Genomic DNA, 19,916 nt, shown 5'->3' with positions numbered 1-19,916 from the left:
ACCTAGCACTAATCCCTACTTGGCACTTGATCCTGCGGCCATAACCCATAGCCAAGCAGTGTTTCGACCAGTTCGGCCAGATCGCCATGGTCAATACCATACTCATTCAGCAAAGCTTCAAAGCGCTGTTTGAACACACGCTCCTGCTCTTGTTGTTGTTCCTTCTGCTTGGCTTCTACATCATCTTGCTCCAATGCCGCAAGCGACCTTACCGGCGGCCCCGTCGGTATATCAAAATCGCTTTCAGGATCGTCTAACTGACGTAACGCCTGCGCAAAGGCATCGTCTAATTCACGGAATTTACGCAGCTTCTCACGCTCATCTACCGGCTTTTGAACCTTTTGATATTTCATCGATGTTTCATTTACACCTTACTTGAAATGGTCGACATGGCTACAAACGTAGCATTTTTTGCAAAAACTGTGCACAAACGCGTAAAGATAACGAGCAAACTTGCCTTTGCCACCCTGTTGCCAGCATAAAGGCAACATCATTAGGCAATCGATGGTGACAAACATTTTATCAAATACGCCACAGTCAGCGATAACTCAAAAATTGATGCTTAGCATCAACGTAGCAACAAGTAACCTGAACAGAGATTCAACTCTTATCTAAACGCTGAACATTTGCTCTTCAGCTCAGCTAGGTTACCAACACTAACGCACTGGGAGAGTGCACTACAGGCGAGATAAGCACGACCTGTACGATTCACGCATGAGAGGCCAGATAATGTTCAACGCGATGACACGAGCTGAGATCTGGCTGCAGGACACACTTGACAAGCCACTCGGCATTGAAGACCTTGCTAACCATATTGGTTACTCGTCTTCCCAAGTACGGCGCCAATTTCGCCAAAGCTTTCACATTAGGCCGAGCGCCTACCGCGAAAAAAGACGGTTAGAACGGGCGGCTGTATTGTTAGCCCTTACGCCTCTCAATATAGCGCAAATTGCGATACGTTGTGGGTATCATAACCATTCATCCTTTTCACGTGCATTTCAGCGTCGCTATCAGCTCAGGCCACGCAATTTTCGGCAATCACTAAAAAGCGCATTGTCACGCTCGATGCCTAATCCAGGCTTCAAGACAGATATCCAAAAAGCCAGTGACCGCCAAATTATCCTAATGCGCCTCTATCAAGCTCCCGAGCATATTAAAGGGCTAGGGGATGCAAGCTACCACAACAAGCAGCTAGCCTGCTTACAGGCGCGATTACGCCTATCGACAACCACCATTTCATTGCCTGATATACTATCGGCCAAAGTGGATGCGCTTAATAATGATTATTTTCATTCTAACCGCACAGACGTAGGCCTCTACCTTGAACAAACAGATAACGCTCAAGACATTGCCTTACCGTTGCCTTATCGGCGGGTCGATATTCCAACCCATTACTATTCAAGTACGCGCTTTGGTGATTTAGCTGATCTTCATGATGCATTGGCGCATACCATCACGCACTTGCTTTACAGTCAGGATAGCTTTCACGTAAGCGGCCAACCGCCTCAGGTATTATGGAAAGCACATTATTTAGAGCTTCGGCTCCCGCTTATAGGCCAGCAGGAAGGATAACGTCTTTGAGGCACCGCTGAGCAGAGATCATAAAAAACCGGCACTCCTGTAAAGAAATGCCGGTTATTAACTTGCTTAATCTTCCATGCGAACCAGCCAGGATTCGACGGCTTCATCACCGTACTCATCCTTCCAGCTACGCAGACCTTTATGATTGCCGCCGCGCGTTTCGATGACTTCCCCAGTTTTAGGGTTTTTATAAATTTTAAGACGACGCTTACGGCGCGCATTGCCACTAGCCGTCGTTTTAACACTACGCTGGTCAGAAGCGGGATCTAATAAAGCAATGACGTCACTAGGACGCTTGCCGAACTCAGTCATAAGCGCTTCAAGTTTGGCCTTGAATTCCAACTCGCTTTTAAGACGCTGATCGCCTTCTAAGCGCTGTAGGTCTTCTTGAAGCTGCTTCAGCTGCTGTTCTTTTTGGATATATTCGTTAAGTAATGACATCGGGATTCCTTTAGTATCGTATCCAACTGAACGGGGTCCAACTGAAAGGGGTTCAACTGGCTTAGGTGCTAACTTGACAACCTTGGCACCCACTAGTTCAGAATGCTGGGACATTATTGCTGTAAAAAGAGTAACTGACAACAGTCTAGTTGATTTTTACTCAATTACTAATCGTTTTTTAAAAACACAACTGCTATTTAAAGTGTTTTATAACCCTAATAGCTCATCATTGCTATGTGAATCTATGTGTCGTCTATTAGAAGCGATCAACACTTACAAACAAAAACGCCGCCCATAAGGGCGGCGTTTTTATCAACCAATAACTAATCGATAATTAGTCTTGGCCCATCTGCTGCTTGATCAGGTCGCCGATTGTAGTCGGGCCACCCGCAGTTTCTGGCTCTTGCTCACGCATCTTCTTCAAGTTCTGACGCGTATCATCCTGGTCTTTCGCTTTTACCGACAGGTTAATCTGACGGCTCTTGCGATCAACACTCACGATACGGGCTTCTACGCTGTCGCCTTCATTCAGTACATTGCGCGCATCTTCTACGCGATCAGCACTAATTTCAGAGGCTTTCAGCACAGCAATAACGTCAGTCGCCAATTCAACTTGAGCTTCTTTAGCATCAACTTCAATGACGCGACCCGTTACGATGCTGCCCTTATCGTTGACTGACAAGTACTCAGCAACGGGGTCAGAATCCATCTGCTTGATGCCCAGCGAGATACGCTCACGCTCAGGATCAATAGACAGGATTACGGCTTCAGCTTCGTCACCTTTCTTAAAGCTGCGTACGGCTTCTTCGCCAGTATCAGTCCAAGAAATATCAGACAGGTGAACCAGACCGTCGATACCGCCTTCTAGGCCGATAAAGATACCGAAGTCAGTGATCGACTTGATAGTACCTGAAACGCGATCGCCCTTGTTGTAGTCAGTGTTGAAGGTTTCCCACGGGTTAGCAGTACACTGCTTGATACCCAGAGAAATACGACGACGCTCTTCGTCGATATCCAACACCATGACGTCAACATCATCGCCCACTTGAACGACTTTAGACGGATGGATGTTTTTGTTAGTCCAGTCCATTTCAGACACGTGAACCAGACCTTCAACACCCTCTTCCAGCTCGGCAAAGCAACCGTAGTCAGTCAGGTTAGTGACGACTGCGTGTACTTTCATGCCTTCTGGGTAACGCTCTTTAATGTTGACCCACGGATCTTCGCCCAACTGCTTCAGACCCAGTGAAACGCGATTGCGCTCACGGTCAAACTTCAGAACCTTGACGTTGATCTCGTCGCCAACGGCAACGATTTCGGACGGATGCTTAATACGCTTCCACGCCATGTCTGTAATGTGCAGCAGGCCGTCAACACCACCTAGGTCTACGAAAGCGCCGTAGTCTGTCAGGTTCTTAACGATACCCTTGATCTGCTGGCCTTCTTGCAGAGTTGCCAGCAGCGCTTCGCGCTCGGCACTGTTCTCTGCTTCCAGAACCGCACGACGTGATACCACAACGTTGTTGCGCTTCGGATCAAGCTTGATGACTTTGAAGTCCAGCTCTTTATTTTCCAGGTGCGCAGTGTCGCGAACCGGACGAACGTCAACCAACGAGCCAGGCAAGAAGGCACGGATAGAGTCAACTTCAACTGTGAAGCCGCCTTTAACCTTACCGTTAATAACGCCCTTGATGATTTCGTCTTTCTCGAAGGCTGCTTCCAGAATCTTCCAAGCTTCTGCACGCTTGGCTTTTTCACGAGACAGACGCGTCTCACCGAAGCCATCTTCAACGGCTTCCAGTGCAACGTGCACGTCGTCACCGATAGCGATGTTCAGGTTACCGTGTTCATCGCGGAATTGTGACGCTGGAATCTGACCTTCAGATTTTAGGCCAGCGTTGACAGTAACCCAGTCACCGTCAATGTCGACAACCTGAGCCGCGACAATAGCGCCTGGCTCCATGTTGATGTCGTTAAGAGACTGTTCAAACAGCTCAGCAAAGCTTTCGCTCATGGTGTTCCTACGTAATTACGTTGTTGAGGCATAAATGCCTTCTCCGCACCACCAGCAAGTGCGGGCCTAATGTCACTCAGCCTTTGGGGGTGTTAACGCTGGTTAGACCTGACCGGGCTCACCGATGTGAGTTTAGTGCCCTGCCACGTCGTGACACCTATCCAAAAGCGCCGCAAGGGAGAATCATACGCCGCTTACCAGCCCTCTTTGGGCGAGCAGTTCGGTCAGTCGATCAACCACTTCCGGTATGCTCAGACGCGTGCTATCAAGCGTAATGGCATCATCTGCCGGCTTGAGAGGGGCCACGCTGCGTTGCGTGTCGCGTGCATCGCGTGCCTGAATCTCCTTTAAAAGACTCGAAAGACTAGCATTCACCCCGGCTTCCTGCAACTGCAGATGACGCCGACGTGCCCGTTCATCGGCACTTGCCGTTAAAAAAATCTTTAGCGTGGCGTCGGGAAACACCACTGTGCCCATATCGCGGCCATCGGCCACCAACCCTGGCGCTTGGCAAAAATCGCGCTGCCGCTGCAGCAATGCCTGACGCACGGCAGGAAGCGCCGCTACTTGCGAGGCACGCTCCCCAGCCTGTTCGGTACGAATCACCTGACCAACATCTTCACCTTCTAGTAGCGTTCGTGGCTGACCATCTTCAACCGGAAAGGCCACATCTAACTGCTCCGCTAAGCGGGCAAGCCCAGCCTCATCGTCAACGGCTACGTTATGCTTAACCGCTGCTTGAGCCGTCAGCCGATAAAGTGCGCCACTATCCAGTAAATGCCAGCCCAGGCGTTCCGCGACTAAACCACTAATGGTGCCCTTACCCGCCCCGCCTGGGCCATCAATGGTGAGCACTGGAACAGCTGAAGCGCGATCATTCATGCGCGCCCTCCACATTAACACCCATACCAATACGCGTGGCTAATTCAACGAAATCAGGGAAAGAGGTCGCCACATTAGCGCAGTCTTCAATATCAATTTCTGCACTCGCCCGCAGCGATGCAACCGCAAACGCCATGGCAATACGGTGATCACCCAGGCTATCGATACGCCCACCACCATAACTGGCCACTTCGGCATTACCGTTGCCGGCAATATCGATACCGTCATCAAGTAGAGTGTGTTTAACACCCAAGATGGCCATGCCATCCGCCATTGCCTGGAGGCGATCAGACTCTTTAACACGCAGCTCTTCTGCGCCTCTTAGACGGGTTACACCGTTTGCGTTGGCGGCAGCAATAAAGAGGGCAGGAAATTCATCAATCGCTAATGGGACTTGATCAACAGGAATGTCGATCCCTTTCAGTGGCGCATAGCGAATACGAATATCGGCCACCGGCTCGCCGCCTACCTCACGTTCATTTTCAAGCGTTAAATCGGCCCCCATCAAATGCAGAATATTGATGACACCAATTCGTGTGGGATTAATGCCTACATGCTCAAGGGTAATATCAGAACCCGGAGTGATAGCCGCCGCGACTAAGAAAAACGTTGCAGAAGAGATATCAGAAGGCACATCAATCGGGCCCGCTGTTAGCTTACCGCCTCCCTGCAGCCAGCAGGTATCGCCTTTACGAGAAACCGTATAGCCAAAACCATTGAGCATACGCTCGGTGTGGTCGCGTGTGGGCGCTGGCTCACGTACACGGGTTTCGCCTTCAGCGTAGAGCCCTGCCAACAGCAGGCAGGATTTCACCTGAGCACTGGCCATGGGCATATCATAATGAATGCCCTTAAGATTAGCGCCGCCGTGAATTTTCAGCGGTGGGCGTCCGCCTTCCGCAGTATCAATGGTGGCCCCCATTAGGCGTAGCGGGTCAGCCACGCGGCCCATGGGGCGCTTGGTCAGCGACTCATCGCCCGTCAGCTCGCTATCAAACGCCTGACCCGCGAGAAGGCCGGAAAACAGCCGCATGGCGGTGCCCGAGTTGCCTACATAGAGCGGACCCGCGGGCGCTTTTAAGCCGTGCATACCCACACCATGAATGGTGACTTTACCCTGATGCGGGCCTTCGATCGCCACACCCATTTCGCGAAACGCCTGCAGCGTCGCCAGACTATCTTCGCCTTCCAGAAAGCCTTTAACTTCAGTGACGCCCTCTGCCAGCGCCCCCAGCATAATGGATCGGTGCGACATGGATTTATCACCGGGTACGCGCAAACGTCCCTGGGCTTGGCCGCCCGGCTGCACACGGTAGGTAACCTTACCTTGTGGTTGCATATGGTATTCCGCCTGGTAACTGGTTTTGTTCAATAAAGAGTCGAAATAGTGCCGGGCATGGCTTGCCCGGTCAAAGGTGGCTATCAGCGCGTCACTGTCACCGGTTTCTACCGCATGACGCAGTCGCTCAAGCCCTGCTTCAAAATCATCCAGCGATGCCAATACCGCCTGCTTATTAGCGATAAAAATATCCCGCCACATCACCGGGTCGCTACCCGCGATACGGGTAAAATCGCGAAAACCGCCCGCTGCGTAACGGAAAATATCTAGCCGCTCATCCTGGCGTGCCAACGTATCCACCAGTGAAAATGCCAGCAGGTGCGGCAAATGACTGGTACGCGCCAACACTTGATCATGTCGCTCTACGTCCATTTCCAGGACATCGGCGCCGCAGGCTTCCCATAAGCAACGCACGCGTATCAAAGCGTCGGCATCTACGTTGGTTTCGGGGGTAAGAATCACCTTATGATCCACATAAAGGCGTGGATTCGCCGCCGCCACACCGCTTTTCTCTGAGCCGGCGATGGGGTGCCCTAACACCATATTAGTAGGCACTTGACCAAATACTCTTTGGGCGCAGGCGCGGATAGTGGCTTTGGTACTACCGACATCGGTAATAACCACACTTGGTGACGCAGATGCCAGGGCACCCGCCAAATGGGCCATTACACTTTCCATTGCCAGCACCGGCACAGCCAGCACCACCATCGTAGCGCCACTCACTTGCTCCGCAAGATGGGTGCCACCTGAGTCGATCAGCCCCATCTCTATACCGCGGGCGATTTCATCTTTATCAGGATCACAGGCAACGATTTGCCCCTTAAACCCTGAAGCGCGCAGTGCAGCCGCAAGCGAACCACCAATCAATCCCAGCCCCACAATTAGTAAGCGCGACTCATGACAAGATGATGTTGTTACGCTGCCTTCGACCATTAACGTCACAGCACGCCTATCGGGTAGGAACCTAGCACACGCAAGTCCGCCGCCCGCAGCTGCACCTCTTCAAGCACCGCCGCGACCTTGGGCTCATCACGATGGCCTTTAAAGTCGATAAAAAAGACGTAGTTCCACACACCAGTGCGCGAAGGACGTGTTTCAAGGCGCGTTAAATCAATCTGATGGCGATGGAACGGCTCCAGTAACGCGTGCAAAGTACCCGGCTGATTGCGCATGGCAACCACAATAGAGGTTTTATCCTCTCCTGCCATGGGCACATCCTGGTTGCCAATAATCAAAAACCGCGTGGAGTTATCCGGGCTGTCTTCAATTTTTTCGGCAATGTGCTCAAGCCCATAAAGCTTGGCCGCCATATCACCTGCAATCGCCGCACTATGCCACTCGGTTTTGACTAACTTAGCCGCTTCCGCATTAGAGGAAACCGGCACTCGCTCCGCATGGGGATAGTGAGCATCCAGCCATTTACGGCACTGGGCAAACGACTGCGGGTGCGAGTAGATACGCGAGACTTTATCGCGGCGGGTCGTTTCACTGACCAGCAGATGATGGTGAATACGCAGCACCACCTCGCCACAAATTTTGATGGAAGAGTCCATAAAGGTGTCAAGAGTGTGGTTGACCACCCCTTCGGTGGAGTTTTCCACCGGCACCACGCCGTAATGCACGGCGCCCGCCTCAACTTCACGAAACACTTCGTCAATGGCTGCCATAGGCAGGCTAACCGCACTTTCACCAAAGTGCTTGAGCGCCGCCTGCTGAGTGAAAGTGCCCTCAGGGCCTAAGTAGGCCACCTTAACCGGCTGTTCAAGTGCCAAACACGCCGACATGATTTCGCGAAACAAGCGCGCCATCTCTTCTGAATCAAGTGGGCCTTTATTCAAGGCCATGATGCGCCGCAGCACCTGCGCTTCTCGCTCAGGGCGGTAGAACACCGCATCTTTATCTTCGGCCAGCTTCACATGCGCCACTTGCTGGGCACAACTGGCGCGCTCGCTGATAAGATTCAGAATATCGCTATCGAGCTGATCGATTCGCTGGCGCAGCTCATCCAGATTGATCGACGTGTCGGACATGGTGTTTAGCCCCTTGTTTGTTCGAAATCGGCCATAAATGCGATTAGCGCATCTACCGCAGACTCAGGCACTGCGTTATATAGGCTAGCCCGCATACCGCCCACGCTGCGGTGGCCTTTTAAATTGAGCAGCCCCGCCGCATCGGCTTGTTGTAAAAACGCTTTATCCAGCGCCGCATCGGCCAAGACAAACGGTACGTTCATCCGCGAGCGATTGTGCTTAGCAATCGGGTTGCTATAAAAGTCGCTGTCATCAATCGCCGCATACAGCTTATCGGCTTTGCGCTGATTAATGGCGTCCATCGCTGCTAGCCCACCAATGTCGTCTTTTAGCCACTGAAAGACTAAGCCCGCCAAATACCAAGCGTAGGTCGGCGGCGTATTCACCATCGAACCCGCTTCGGCCAGCATTTTGTAATCAAACAGCGAAGGAATGTTGGCTTGGGCTTTGCCTAGCAAATCGTCACGAACGACGGCCAACGTTAAACCAGCGGGGCCGATATTTTTCTGCGCGCCCGCGTAGATCACGCCGAAATCGCTAACGTCGATCGGCCCAGACAGGATATTTGATGACATATCGCAGACCAACGGCACGCTAGCGCCATCGGCACGCTGCACATGGGGCGTATAGTCAAACTCCAAGCCGCCAATCGTCTCATTCGACGTGTAGTGCAAATAGGCCGCGTCATCGCTAACGCTAATGGTATCCAGCGCAGGCACCGCCATATGGCCATTAGCTTCACTGCTTGCGGCCACATGACAAGCGAAACCCAGGCGCTTTGCTTCGCTAAGCGCTTTTTTGCCCCAGATACCGGTCTGAATGAAGTTGCCGCTACCGCCCTGACCCAGCAGGTTCATCGGCAGCATGGCAAATTGCATACTGGCGCCACCCTGCAAAAACAGCACTTTATAGTTATCTGGCACGCCTAGAAGCTCACGAAAATCAGCTTCTGCACGCTCAGCAATGGCAACAAACTCGTCGCTGCGGTGGCTCATTTCCATTACGGAAAGGCCGCGCCCATGGTAGTCCAGCAACTCTTCCCGGGCGCGTTCCAGTACGGCTACTGGCAGGGCCGCTGGCCCTGCGCAGAAATTATAATGACGTGTCATCAGTCCCCGGTTCCTGTGCGTCATCGGATGATTCACTCGCCTGAACGTCTTCAGGTCGCTCATCAAGGCTAGCTTCGGCACCCTCTTCGGCACCTTCTTCAAGAGCGGTCAGATCGACTTCGGCAGGCTCATCAACACGAACGGTTTTGACTAATTTTTCTTCTTTACCCAGACGAATCAGCATCACACCCTGGGTATTACGTGAGGTGGTTGAGACTTCTTCAACACGCGTACGCACCAGCGTGCCACGGTCAGTAATCAGCATCATTTCATCGCTGTCATAAACCTGCATCGCCGCGACTAGCGAACCGTTACGCTCGCTGGTTTGCATGGCGATAACACCCTGACCACCACGGCCACGCAGCGGGAACTCTTCCAGGCGCGTACGCTTACCGTAACCGTTCTCACTGGCGGTCATAATGTAGATCTGACCATCGGCGGTTTCGGCCACGACGCTCTCTTGCACGCCATCCTGAGTTTCTTCTTCGGCATCCGCTTCGGCGTCGATTTGCTGGCTCTTGGGAATAATCAAGCTGATGACTTCCGCATCGCCTGCCAAGCGCATACCACGCACGCCGCGAGCAGTACGTCCCATGGCGCGGGCTTTACCCTCTTCGAAGCGAATCGCCTTGCCGTTAGACGACAACAGCATGGCATGATCATTACCGGTGGTAATGGCAGCACCCACTAAACGATCACCCTCTTCAAGGTCAATGGCGATAAGACCTACGCTACGCGGGCGCGAGAACTGTTCAAGACTGGTGCGCTTGACGGTGCCTTTAGCCGTCGCAAAGAAGATATAGTGCTCAGGATCGTAGTCACGTACAGGCAGGATGGCATTAACCGCCTCACCCTCTTCCAGCGGCAGCATATTGACCAGCGGCTTGCCACGCGAGCCGCGGCTGGCGTTGGGCATTTCATACACTTTCAGCCAGTACACTTTGCCGCGATTGGAGAACAGCAGCACGGTGTCGTGTGTAGACGCTACCAGCAGGTGCTCAATCACATCTTCATCTTTCATCGCGGTGGCAGACTTACCGCGACCACCACGGCGCTGGGCCTGATAATCCGACAGCGGCTGGGTCTTGGCGTAACCAGAGCGCGACACGGTCACGACCATGTCTTCTTCAGCGATCAAGTCTTCAATCGACAGATCCAAATGGCTGGCCTGGATTTCAGTGCGGCGATCATCGCCAAACTGATCACGCACGGCGTGCAGCTCTTCCCGGATCACTTCCATCAACCGATCAGGCGATGCCAGAATCTCAGTAAGCTCAGCAATTTTCTCAAGAATCGTCAGGTATTCATCGAGCAGCTTCTCGGTCTCAAGGCCCGTCAAACGGTGCAGACGTAACTCAAGAATCGCTTGTGCCTGGGCAGGCGATAGCCGATACGACGTGGCCGCGGTGTTTAGACCAAAGCCCTCTTCCAGCTCTTCTGGCTTGCAAGAAGTAGCACCCGCCCGCTCCAACATGGCGGTTACTTGGCCGGGTTGCCACGTCTTGGCAAGCAGCTTTTCACGCGCTTCTGCCGCATTGGGCGAGGCTTTAATCAGCTCAATCACTTCGTCGATATTCGAAATAGCGACGGCCAAACCTTCCAACAAATGCCCACGCTCACGGGCTTTTTTCAGTTCGTACAGCGTACGCCGGGTCACCACTTCGCGCCGGTGGCGAATAAAGGCTTCCAGCATCTCTTTAAGATTCAGCGTACGGGGCTGGCCATTCTCCAGCGCCACCATGTTAATCCCGAACACATTCTGCAGCTGTGTCTGAGCAAACAGGTTATTGACCACCACTTCGCCGGACTCGCCACGCTTAACTTCAATGACCACGCGCAGACCATCTTTATCCGACTCATCGCGCAGCTCAGCGATGCCTTCGATTTTCTTCTCTTTCACCAGCTCGGCAATCTTCTCGATCAACCGCGCTTTGTTCACCTGATACGGCAGCTCACTAATAATAATGTGATCGCGACCGGTTTTGTCATGGTGCTCAATGGTGTGGCAGGCGCGAACATAAATACGCCCACGGCCGGTACGGTATGCCGACAAGATGCCCGCGCGACCATTGATAATCGCCCCGGTGGGGAAATCAGGCCCGGGGATATACTCCATCAGGTCATCAACGGTCAGCGTGTAGTCGTCGATTAAGGCTAAGCAGCCATCAATCACTTCACGCATATTATGCGGTGGAATATTGGTTGCCATACCTACCGCAATGCCCGAGGAGCCGTTGATCAGCAAATTGGGCGTTTTGGTAGGCAATACCGCGGGAATACGTTCGGTACCGTCGTAGTTATCGACCCAGTCGACGGTATCTTTTTCCAGGTCAGCGAGCAGTTCGTGGGCAAGGCGCGACATACGCACCTCGGTATAACGCATGGCAGCCGCGTTATCCCCATCGATAGAACCGAAGTTACCCTGGCCGTCGACCAGCACATGACGCATCGAAAAGTGCTGAGCCATACGTACGATGGTGTCGTAAACCGCGCTATCGCCGTGCGGATGGTATTTACCGATGACATCGCCGACGACACGCGCCGACTTCTTGTACGGTTTATTCCAGTCATTACCCAGTTCATGCATGGCAAACAGCACACGCCGGTGAACCGGTTTAAGGCCATCCCGCACATCTGGAAGCGCGCGGCCGATAATGACGCTCATCGCATAGTCGAGATACGACTGTTTAAGCTCGTCTTCAATATTGACGGGCAAGATTTCTCTGGCGATGTCACCCATGAAAGTCAGATCCTTTGCACTGCATTGGCACTGCGAGAGTTGAAAGCGCTTAAAAACACCGCCCCGAAAAACTTAGTGGAACGGCGCGCAAATACTTCGCCATCATACCACTGCAAAAGCAGCAAGGGCAGCCAGGGAGCTCACCAAAGCCGTTTAGGGGGTAAATGCCTCTTTCGCCAACGTTAATGCGGCCAACGCGTCACGCACCTCACCCTCAATGGCAGCGGCCTTATTAGCCCGCATATCCAAAAGGACGAAGGTCAAATCTGCCTGGGCGATGACGGTGCCGTCTTTGCGGACGATACGGTGATGGCAGAGGCCGCTGCGTTCACCGACGTCGACGATACCCGTCATAATTTCTAAATCATCGCCATGACGCGCCGCAGCCAAATAATCAATATTCAAGTTAACCACCACAAACGCCCGGCCAGCCTGATGGAGCTCTTTGATCATCGCTGGGTGTTGATCGAAGTAATCCCAACGTCCCTCTTCCATAAACTCCAGGTAGCGAGCGTTATTCACATGACCATAGCCATCCAAGTGATAGCCACGAACACGCAATTGAACCCGCGATAGCGATGTACTCATAACCACTCCTACTGTTCAGTCAAACAATGCAATTAATTGGCGGATAGTATTTAGCTGGCAAACCCTCAATCAAACACAAGTTTGAAACACGTGCAACAGAGACGATTGGTGGCAGCCGCTGGTAGGAATGCCCCTCTTTCGCCATAATGTGCCACCTTTTGAACAGGATTGGCCTCATGTGGTTTAAGCACTTGCATTTATACCGCCTGCACGACGCGCCCGAGTTATCCAGCGATGCGCTCGCTAGCGCTTTACAAGAGCATGCCGCCAAACCACTCGGTAACGCTGATGCACGCCGCCTGGGCTGGACAGCCCCGGCTGGACGTATGGGCGGCGGGCAGTTAGTGCACGAAATTCAATCGCACCGCCTTCTTTCCGCCCTTCGCCAAGAGAGGCTACTGCCTGCCTCGGTTGTAAAAGAAGAGGTCGACGAGCTCGTCGCCGACATCGAAGCCAGCGAAAGCCGTAAAGTTACCCGCAAAGAGAAAACCGCGTTTAAAGAGCAGGTCACTGAAAATTTGCTGCCTCGCGCCTTTGTACGTAGCCAGAAAATCGACCTTTGGTGGGACACAAAAGGCCAAATGATTGGCATCAATGCCAGTTCGCGCACCCGTGCCGAGGATATCCTGGACTTGCTGCGCGAGACGCTGGGCAGCTTGAAAGTCACCCCGCTGAGTTCGCAAACGCTGCCTATTCGCGCCATGACCACTTGGCTGGGCGATGTGGCTAGCCGCCCTGCCGATCTGCAGCTGGGTGATCAAGTCGAGCTCAAAGCGAAAGGCGATGACGGTGTACTTCGCGCGCGCCAAGTCGATTTAGACAGTGATGAAATTCAGCAGTTACTCGAAAGCGGCCGCCAGGCCAGCAAACTCGCTGTGAGCTTAGAAGGCCGGTTAAGCTTCATGCTGCACGATGATTTGGCGCTGAAATCGTTGCGCTTTGGCGATGCCCTCATTGAAGAGGCCGACCACGCGGACGATGGTGACGATGCGCTCGCCCGCCTGGAAACAGACTTTATTTTAATGGCGCAGGCGCTATCTACAGATATTCCACGCTTAATAGAGTGGCTTGGGGGCGAAACGCAGCGGGAACCCGCGGCGCAGTAAGGACTCTATAGACCTTCGACCTCGATGCTATTAATCGATACTTATTTTTTATTATCCAACGGTTCGCATGACTCATCACAATAACGCTACCAACGTCTCTACCGCGACAGACCCGTGGGCCGACATTCGGCCCTTTATGGATCATGAAGTAGCCAATGTTCTTGCTAGGCTCTCACGGGACAACGAATTGCTCGATGCCCTCACCCGCTTTCGGCTTCCCCGCTTGGCGCGCTGGGCGCCGTCGCTGGCGCGTGGCTTTGCCAGCCGCGCGGTCCGGCGTGAAGTGAAAGGTGTTACATCGATCTACGAATTTCAAATGCGCATTGCTCATTATATGGAGCGCATGATTCGTACCACCACCGATGAGTTTGAAGTCACGGGGCTTGATAAGCTCGACCCCAAAGGCGCTTACCTATTCATAGGCAACCATCGCGATATTTCGCTTGACCCAGCGTTCGTCAACTATGCGCTCTATCAAGCGAACCGCGATACTGTGCGTATCGCCATCGGTGACAATCTGCTCAAAAAGCCCTACGTCACCGACCTAATGCGACTCAATAAAAGCTTTATTGTCCCACGGAGTGCACGGGGCAAGCGGGCAATGCTGGCAGCGTATCAACAGCTTTCAGCCTATATTCGCCACACGATTACCGAAGACCAGCACTCCATCTGGATGGCCCAGCGCGAAGGCCGGGCAAAGAATGGCATCGACCATACCGAGCCCGCGATCATCAAAATGCTAATCATGGCGAGACGTGCTTCAGAGCGCGACATGGTGTTTGGTGAGGCCATCGCTGAGCTAAAACTGGTGCCGGTGTCGATTAGCTATGAATATGACCCCTGCGACGTGCAAAAAGCCCAGGAGCTGTACGATATTGACACCCAAGGCAGTTACGCCAAAGGTGAGTTTGAAGATATTCGCTCCATTGTGGCGGGCATTACCGGCTCTAAGGGACGCGTGCGGCTGCATTTTGGCACGCCAGTTGGTGCTGATATGGCAACGCCCGATGAAGTGGCCGCTGAAATTGATCGCCAAGTGATCGGCGGTTATCGCCTTTTCCCCAGCCACTATTTGGCCCTTGAGGCACTGGGTGAAGCACCTGAATTAGTCGCACGCAAAGCCATTACGCGACAGGACAGAGAGCGCTTCAATGCACGGCTTGCTGAAGTGCCTGAGGCATTGCGCCCCTACTGGCTCGCCCAGTACGCAAATCCCGTTAAACACAAGGCCGGTCGATTGACACTTTAATCTAATGCTTTAACCGGGCAACTCATGCCCATTAGCGTAAAAAATGCTATGGTCAAAGCATTGACTGGTTCCGCTTGGCGCTGCCGTCGACCGCGATCCTAAGGAGACTTCCATGTCCGGTTCAGAAATTCAGAAAACACGTGTCATCAATGAGCTACGAGATTTTATTCGCAAATTGCTACAAGACCCAAAAATCCTTGAACAATCCCTAGCGATTGCTCGGCAGCAGCTAACCGAAGGCAACAGCCCAGCGGCGATGGCACGCATTGCTAACGAAATTTCCGATACTACCAGCGTGCATATTCCGGAAGATCCGGCTGAGCACTCTGAGGCTGATAAGCTCTTTTTAGAACTGCTGCGCGAAGTGGTTCAAGAAGAGCAAGCCCTGTATTAAATGTTGTATAAAGCATCGTATTAATCGTTGCTAAGGAAAGCCACCGGCGAAGCCTACAGTGACTTCGCCGTGTTTTTAGTTACCGCCTGATCGGCACCCTTATTCACTCGGAATTAACCTTCACCATGTCTACTACCGCCACGCGCAATATTTTGGTGACTAGCGCGCTCCCTTACGCCAACGGAGCTATTCACCTCGGCCACCTGCTTGAATATATTCAGACGGATATCTGGGTTCGTTTCCAGAAAAGCCGTGGCCAACAGTGCTACTACGTATGTGCTGATGATGCCCATGGCACCGCCATTATGCTGCGCGCCGAGCAAGAAGGCATAACCCCCGAAGCGCTTATTGAGCGGGTTTCCCAGGATCACCAAACCGATTTTTCCCGTTTTGGTGTTGGGTTCGATAATTATCACTCGACTCATTCCACTGAGAATCGCCACTTCAGCGAAATGATTTATAAGCGCTTGCGCGATAAAGGCCATATTGCCACGCGTGATATTGAGCAGATGTTTGATCCCCAGAAAGGCTTGTTTTTAGCCGACCGCTTTATTAAAGGTACCTGCCCTAAATGCGGTTCAGAGGACCAGTACGGCGACAACTGTGAAAAGTGCGGTGCTACCTACACTCCCGCTGACTTGATTAATCCCGTCTCAGCAATTTCAGGCGCAACGCCCGAAGTACGCACCTCAACCCACTACTTCTTTAAGCTGCCCGACTTTGCCGACTTCCTACAGCGCTGGATTGACGACGGCCACGTTCAGCCGCAAATCCGTAATAAGTTGATGGAGTGGTTTGAGTCCGGCTTTAATGAGTGGGATATTTCCCGTGACGCGCCCTATTTCGGCTTTGAAATTCCTGATGCACCTGGCAAATATTTCTATGTCTGGCTGGATGCGCCGATAGGCTATTTAGCCAGCTTCAAAAATCTGTGTGACCGTGAAGGTATCGACTTCGACAGCTATTGGAAGAAAGGCTCTGATGCCGAGGTGTACCACTTTATCGGCAAAGATATCGTCTATTTTCACGCGTTGTTCTGGCCTGCCATGCTGCATGGCGCTGACCTGCGCACACCTACCGCCGTTAACTGCCACGGTTTCCTCACGGTAGACGGCGCCAAGATGTCGAAATCCCGCGGCACGTTTATTAAAGCCGCCACCTACGCCGATCACCTCAACCCGGAATACTTGCGCTACTATTTTGCCGCAAAGCTTACCTCCAAAGTTGATGATTTGGATTTAAACCTGGAAGACTTTGCCGCACGGGTAAACTCAGATTTAGTCGGCAAAGTAGTCAACATTGCGAGCCGCTGCGCTGGTTTTGTTAAAAAAATTGGCGGTGGCACTCTCTCGGCTCACTGCGCAGAACCGCAAATGGTCGCCCGCTTTATTGCCGCGGGTGATGATATTGCCGAAGACTTTGAAGCTCGTGAGTTTAGCCGGGCAATGCGTAAAATTATGGAATTGGCAGACGAGGCCAACACCTATATTGCAGATAAAGAACCCTGGGCATTGGCCAAGCAAGATGGCCGCGACGCTGAAGTGCTTGAGATATGTTCGGTCGGTATTAACCTGTTCCGGCAGTTGATGGTGTATCTAGCCCCCGTCGTTCCCACGATGGCCGAAGAAGCGCGTGAGTTCTTGAATGTCGTGTCTCTTGACTGGCACACTCGCCAAACGGTTCTGACCGATCACTCGATCAATAAATTCAAGCCCCTAATGACCCGCGTTGACCGAGATAAAATCGATGCGATGATTGAAGCGTCGAAGGAAGATCTTGTGGAAGAGCAAAAACTGAAAGAAGCGCCCAAAGGCCCGCTGGCGGAAGACCCCATTGCCGATGAAATCGACTTTGCAGCCTTTGCCAAGGTCGACCTTCGCATTGCGCGCATTGCGAAAGCCCAATACGTGGAAGGCGCCGACAAGCTGCTGCAATTGACCCTCGACCTGGGCGGCGAAACACGCAATGTGTTCTCTGGCATTCGCTCTGCTTACGCACCTGAAGCACTGGAAGGTCGCTTGACGGTCATGGTCGCCAACCTGGCGCCGCGCAAAATGCGTTTTGGCGTATCGGAAGGCATGGTGCTAGCCTCAGCAAATGAAGACGGCATCTATTTGCTCTCCCCAGACACCGGTGCTGAACCGGGCCAGCGGGTCACTTAATCACTAAAAAGCCATGTCAAAGGGGCAGAGGCTAAACGCCTTTGCCCCTTTTATTTTTTGCAGCTGTCGTACATCTTCACCGTTTCGCTTAGGCACCCCCTATGGTTCATCGCTTCTCTCGATCTTTGCGCTTTCGTTTTCTGGCCGCCTTGGGCGGGGTGTTATTACTAGCCCTTATTTCCTTAGCTGCCTTGAGCAAGTGGGTAATATTTCCCGCACTTCATAAGGAAGAGCGTGCGGTAGTAATCCAGGAACTAGCGCAAATTGAACGCAGCCTCAATATCAGCCAACAGGAGCTACTAGCCCAAGCCCGAGACTGGGCGATCTGGGACGATACCTATGAATTTATTCAGGGTAACTACCCTGGCTATACAGATACCAATTTTAGCCAACAGATGTTTGAAGAAATGCGCTACCAGCTAATGGCCTTTTTCAACGCGGAGGGCGATGTACATTTTTTGGCAGGTCTCAATCCTGCTACCGGCCAATACCACACTTGCTATACCGCAGAGCGTGAGTGCCGCTGGATGTCGGGGCTTATTCGCACGATGCAGGCTTCCATTAAAGAAGATCCAGAACAGGGTAAAAGCAGCCTATATGCGGGAACAACGCCGCTAATGGTAGCATCCAACCCCATTGTGAGAACCGATGAGAGCGGTCCGCCCCAAGGATGGCTATTCAAAGTGAGGCCAATGGACGATGAATGGTTGACGATCATAGAAGACTATACGGGACTACCAACGACGCTTTCGATGGTGGAAGGCGGTATCAATAATGACACAGCCGTCACCATCTCAGGCAATACGATCCAGGCGCAGCGCTATTTGACTACCTACCCGCATAACGAGCAGTTAGCATTGGGAACCCAGCTTGATCGCACCAGTTATTTGGCCAGCCTAGAAACGTTTCGCTACGTACTTTTATGGACAGCTTGCTTGATGCTATTAGTGATTGGCCTTGTTCTGCTGCTACTGGAGCGTATTATTCTGAAGCCACTCAGAACTCTGACCCAGTTTACGCAGCAAGCCAGCGTGGATTTAAAGGGATCAAGCCATCTATTAGGACGCGGCGATGAAATTGGCATCTTAGCGCGGGCCTTTCAAGACCAGTTCAAGCATCAACAGCAGCTGAATGCTGAACTCATCGAGCTCTCTACCCATGACCCATTGACCGGTCTGCCCAATCGCCGATTATTCGATCAGCGCCTGCGAGAAGTCGTTAATATTGCCTTGAACACAGGCCAGCCCTTGTCGGTCATGATGATCGACATTGATCATTTCAAACTCTTTAACGACCATTACGGACACCCCGAAGGCGATATATGTTTGCAACGCGTTGCGCAGACAATGCATGACATTGCCACTGCCCATGGCTTTTTTATCGCGCGAACAGGTGGGGAAGAGTTCAGTGCGATGTTGCCTGCGACTACCACCACCCAAGCCATGGAAAAAAGCCAAGCGCTGAGTCATGCTATTGACCAATTAAAGCATCCTCACCAGATGTCGCCAGTGGCTTCATATGTCACCGTCAGCATTGGTATTAGCCAGTTGGAAATAGAAGGTGTAATGACGCCCAGCGGATTAATGACGGCCGCCGACCAGGCGCTTTACGCAGCCAAAGCGGCAGGGCGACATTGCACCAAGGTGTATGCACACTCGCTAGCCAACGCCCGCTTTTATTCGCACAATACGCCGCTATGAGTGAGCTATTTATCATTTTGATCAGCACAGCGCTGGTCAACAACTTCGTATTGGTACAGTTTCTGGGTCTATGCCCGTTTATGGGCGTCTCCAATAAGCTGGAGTCTGCCATGGGCATGTCCCTGGCCACCACCTTTGTACTCACCCTGGCGTCGGCGGCCAGTTTCGTTGTCTATCATGGGCTGCTGGTGCCGCTGGATGTCACGTATCTGCGCACCATCAGCTTTATTGTGGTGATTGCCGCTGTCGTGCAGTTCACGGAAATCATGGTGCGTCAGTTGAGCCCGTTGCTGCATCAGGTGCTGGGTATTTTTCTACCGCTAATTACCACCAACTGCGCCGTATTGGGCGTAGCGCTACTGTCGCTCAACCGCGAACTGAGTTTTTTTCATACCACTCTCTATGGTTTGGGCGCGGCGCTGGGTTTTTCGCTTATTTTGGTACTATTTGCTGCCATGCGTGAGCGTTTGGCAGGAGCGGATATTCCTAAACCATTTCAAGGTGCGGCGATTGCCATGGTGACCGCTAGCCTTATGTCGCTAGCGTTTCTCGGCTTTTCCGGATTAGTACAAGGGTGAAGG

The 19,916-nt window shown here is 52.5% G+C and carries 16 protein-coding genes and 1 pseudogene; 8 read left to right on the top strand and 9 right to left on the bottom strand.

From position 1 onward, the window contains the following. Positions 1–8: 8 nt before the first annotated feature. Positions 9–353 (bottom strand): hypothetical protein, encoded by a 345-nt coding sequence (locus Q3Y66_RS08910; protein ID WP_008957330.1) that lies wholly within the window; start codon positions 351–353, stop codon positions 9–11. Positions 354–714: 361 nt separating this feature from the next. On the opposite strand from Q3Y66_RS08910, the pseudogene Q3Y66_RS08905 reads away from it, so the two are divergent. Both Q3Y66_RS08905 and Q3Y66_RS08900 read left to right on the top strand, forming a co-directional pair. Further along, positions 715–1,026: pseudogene (locus Q3Y66_RS08905) on the top strand (helix-turn-helix transcriptional regulator); the annotation flags it as partial. A 39-nt stretch (positions 1,027–1,065) separates the two neighbouring features. Continuing rightward, positions 1,066–1,572, top strand: a complete 507-nt coding sequence (locus Q3Y66_RS08900) for a hypothetical protein (RefSeq protein WP_238528482.1) — start codon at positions 1,066–1,068, stop codon at positions 1,570–1,572. A 75-nt stretch (positions 1,573–1,647) separates the two neighbouring features. On the opposite strand, the gene Q3Y66_RS08895 is transcribed toward Q3Y66_RS08900, so the two are convergent. The 8 genes from Q3Y66_RS08895 to Q3Y66_RS08860 all read right to left on the bottom strand — a co-directional run bounded on the left by Q3Y66_RS08895 (position 1,648) and on the right by Q3Y66_RS08860 (position 12,724). Further along, positions 1,648–2,022 (bottom strand): histone-like nucleoid-structuring protein, MvaT/MvaU family, encoded by a 375-nt coding sequence (locus Q3Y66_RS08895; protein WP_008957328.1) that lies wholly within the window; start codon positions 2,020–2,022, stop codon positions 1,648–1,650. Positions 2,023–2,356: 334 nt separating this feature from the next. Then, positions 2,357–4,036, bottom strand: coding sequence for a 30S ribosomal protein S1 (gene rpsA / locus Q3Y66_RS08890; RefSeq protein ID WP_008957327.1), 1,680 nt, complete (start codon positions 4,034–4,036; stop codon positions 2,357–2,359). 183 nt (positions 4,037–4,219) lie between these two features. Next, the gene (gene cmk / locus Q3Y66_RS08885; RefSeq protein ID WP_008957326.1) at positions 4,220–4,918 is read right to left on the bottom strand and encodes a (d)CMP kinase; all 699 of its coding nucleotides are present in this window, start codon (positions 4,916–4,918) and stop codon (positions 4,220–4,222) included. After that, positions 4,911–7,190 (bottom strand): bifunctional prephenate dehydrogenase/3-phosphoshikimate 1-carboxyvinyltransferase, encoded by a 2,280-nt coding sequence (locus tag Q3Y66_RS08880; protein ID WP_008957325.1) that lies wholly within the window; start codon positions 7,188–7,190, stop codon positions 4,911–4,913. Before Q3Y66_RS08880 ends, cmk begins: the two co-directional genes overlap by 8 nt. Positions 7,191–7,195: 5 nt before the next feature. After that, positions 7,196–8,287, bottom strand: coding sequence for a prephenate dehydratase (pheA, locus tag Q3Y66_RS08875; protein ID WP_008957324.1), 1,092 nt, complete (start codon positions 8,285–8,287; stop codon positions 7,196–7,198). 5 nt (positions 8,288–8,292) lie between these two features. Beyond that, entirely contained in the window at positions 8,293–9,396 is a 1,104-nt protein-coding gene (gene serC, locus Q3Y66_RS08870) for a 3-phosphoserine/phosphohydroxythreonine transaminase (RefSeq protein WP_008957323.1), read from the bottom strand. Continuing rightward, on the bottom strand, positions 9,380–12,136 hold the full coding sequence (gene gyrA / locus Q3Y66_RS08865; protein ID WP_008957322.1) for a DNA gyrase subunit A: 2,757 nt from the start codon (positions 12,134–12,136) through the stop codon (positions 9,380–9,382). The genes serC and gyrA overlap by 17 nt, the downstream gene beginning before the upstream one ends. A 153-nt stretch (positions 12,137–12,289) precedes the next feature. Next, complete coding sequence (locus tag Q3Y66_RS08860; protein ID WP_008957321.1) at positions 12,290–12,724, bottom strand: thioesterase family protein; 435 nt, start codon at positions 12,722–12,724, stop codon at positions 12,290–12,292. 176 nt (positions 12,725–12,900) lie between these two features. On the opposite strand from Q3Y66_RS08860, the gene Q3Y66_RS08855 reads away from it, so the two are divergent. The 6 genes from Q3Y66_RS08855 to rsxA all read left to right on the top strand — a co-directional run bounded on the left by Q3Y66_RS08855 (position 12,901) and on the right by rsxA (position 19,913). Beyond that, positions 12,901–13,830, top strand: coding sequence for a recombination-associated protein RdgC (locus tag Q3Y66_RS08855; RefSeq protein WP_008957320.1), 930 nt, complete (start codon positions 12,901–12,903; stop codon positions 13,828–13,830). 67 nt (positions 13,831–13,897) lie between these two features. After that, positions 13,898–15,079: a 1-acyl-sn-glycerol-3-phosphate acyltransferase gene (locus Q3Y66_RS08850; RefSeq protein ID WP_008957319.1), complete on the top strand. Its 1,182-nt coding sequence runs from the start codon at positions 13,898–13,900 to the stop codon at positions 15,077–15,079. A gap of 112 nt (positions 15,080–15,191) precedes the next feature. Next, positions 15,192–15,473 (top strand): hypothetical protein, encoded by a 282-nt coding sequence (locus Q3Y66_RS08845; RefSeq protein ID WP_008957318.1) that lies wholly within the window; start codon positions 15,192–15,194, stop codon positions 15,471–15,473. 125 nt (positions 15,474–15,598) lie between these two features. Continuing rightward, on the top strand, positions 15,599–17,635 hold the full coding sequence (gene metG / locus Q3Y66_RS08840; protein WP_008957317.1) for a methionine--tRNA ligase: 2,037 nt from the start codon (positions 15,599–15,601) through the stop codon (positions 17,633–17,635). 101 nt (positions 17,636–17,736) lie between these two features. Further along, the gene (locus Q3Y66_RS08835; protein ID WP_008957316.1) at positions 17,737–19,335 is read left to right on the top strand and encodes a diguanylate cyclase; all 1,599 of its coding nucleotides are present in this window, start codon (positions 17,737–17,739) and stop codon (positions 19,333–19,335) included. Then, on the top strand, positions 19,332–19,913 hold the full coding sequence (gene rsxA / locus Q3Y66_RS08830) for an electron transport complex subunit RsxA (protein ID WP_007114112.1): 582 nt from the start codon (positions 19,332–19,334) through the stop codon (positions 19,911–19,913). The genes Q3Y66_RS08835 and rsxA overlap by 4 nt, the downstream gene beginning before the upstream one ends. Positions 19,914–19,916 lie beyond the last annotated feature (3 nt).

This window comes from Halomonas sp. HAL1 (assembly GCF_030544485.1).
GTDB lineage: Bacteria > Pseudomonadota > Gammaproteobacteria > Pseudomonadales > Halomonadaceae > Vreelandella > Vreelandella arctica.
This window is presented reverse-complemented; position numbering and strand designations above follow the sequence as displayed.

What these genes read in the sequence shown, in the direction of transcription:
- Q3Y66_RS08910 (WP_008957330.1), bottom strand. Translation starts at nt 353, where the DNA reads ATGAAATATCAAAAGGTTCAAAAGCCGGTAGATGAGCGTGAGAAGCTG.
- Q3Y66_RS08900 (WP_238528482.1), top strand. Translation starts at nt 1,066, where the DNA reads ATGCCTAATCCAGGCTTCAAGACAGATATCCAAAAAGCCAGTGACCGC.
- Q3Y66_RS08895 (WP_008957328.1), bottom strand. Translation starts at nt 2,022, where the DNA reads ATGTCATTACTTAACGAATATATCCAAAAAGAACAGCAGCTGAAGCAG.
- rpsA (WP_008957327.1), bottom strand. Translation starts at nt 4,036, where the DNA reads ATGAGCGAAAGCTTTGCTGAGCTGTTTGAACAGTCTCTTAACGACATC.
- cmk (WP_008957326.1), bottom strand. Translation starts at nt 4,918, where the DNA reads ATGAATGATCGCGCTTCAGCTGTTCCAGTGCTCACCATTGATGGCCCA.
- Q3Y66_RS08880 (WP_008957325.1), bottom strand. Translation starts at nt 7,190, where the DNA reads ATGGTCGAAGGCAGCGTAACAACATCATCTTGTCATGAGTCGCGCTTA.
- pheA (WP_008957324.1), bottom strand. Translation starts at nt 8,287, where the DNA reads ATGTCCGACACGTCGATCAATCTGGATGAGCTGCGCCAGCGAATCGAT.
- serC (WP_008957323.1), bottom strand. Translation starts at nt 9,396, where the DNA reads ATGACACGTCATTATAATTTCTGCGCAGGGCCAGCGGCCCTGCCAGTA.
- gyrA (WP_008957322.1), bottom strand. Translation starts at nt 12,136, where the DNA reads ATGGGTGACATCGCCAGAGAAATCTTGCCCGTCAATATTGAAGACGAG.
- Q3Y66_RS08860 (WP_008957321.1), bottom strand. Translation starts at nt 12,724, where the DNA reads ATGAGTACATCGCTATCGCGGGTTCAATTGCGTGTTCGTGGCTATCAC.
- Q3Y66_RS08855 (WP_008957320.1), top strand. Translation starts at nt 12,901, where the DNA reads ATGTGGTTTAAGCACTTGCATTTATACCGCCTGCACGACGCGCCCGAG.
- Q3Y66_RS08850 (WP_008957319.1), top strand. Translation starts at nt 13,898, where the DNA reads ATGACTCATCACAATAACGCTACCAACGTCTCTACCGCGACAGACCCG.
- Q3Y66_RS08845 (WP_008957318.1), top strand. Translation starts at nt 15,192, where the DNA reads ATGTCCGGTTCAGAAATTCAGAAAACACGTGTCATCAATGAGCTACGA.
- metG (WP_008957317.1), top strand. Translation starts at nt 15,599, where the DNA reads ATGTCTACTACCGCCACGCGCAATATTTTGGTGACTAGCGCGCTCCCT.
- Q3Y66_RS08835 (WP_008957316.1), top strand. Translation starts at nt 17,737, where the DNA reads ATGGTTCATCGCTTCTCTCGATCTTTGCGCTTTCGTTTTCTGGCCGCC.
- rsxA (WP_007114112.1), top strand. Translation starts at nt 19,332, where the DNA reads ATGAGTGAGCTATTTATCATTTTGATCAGCACAGCGCTGGTCAACAAC.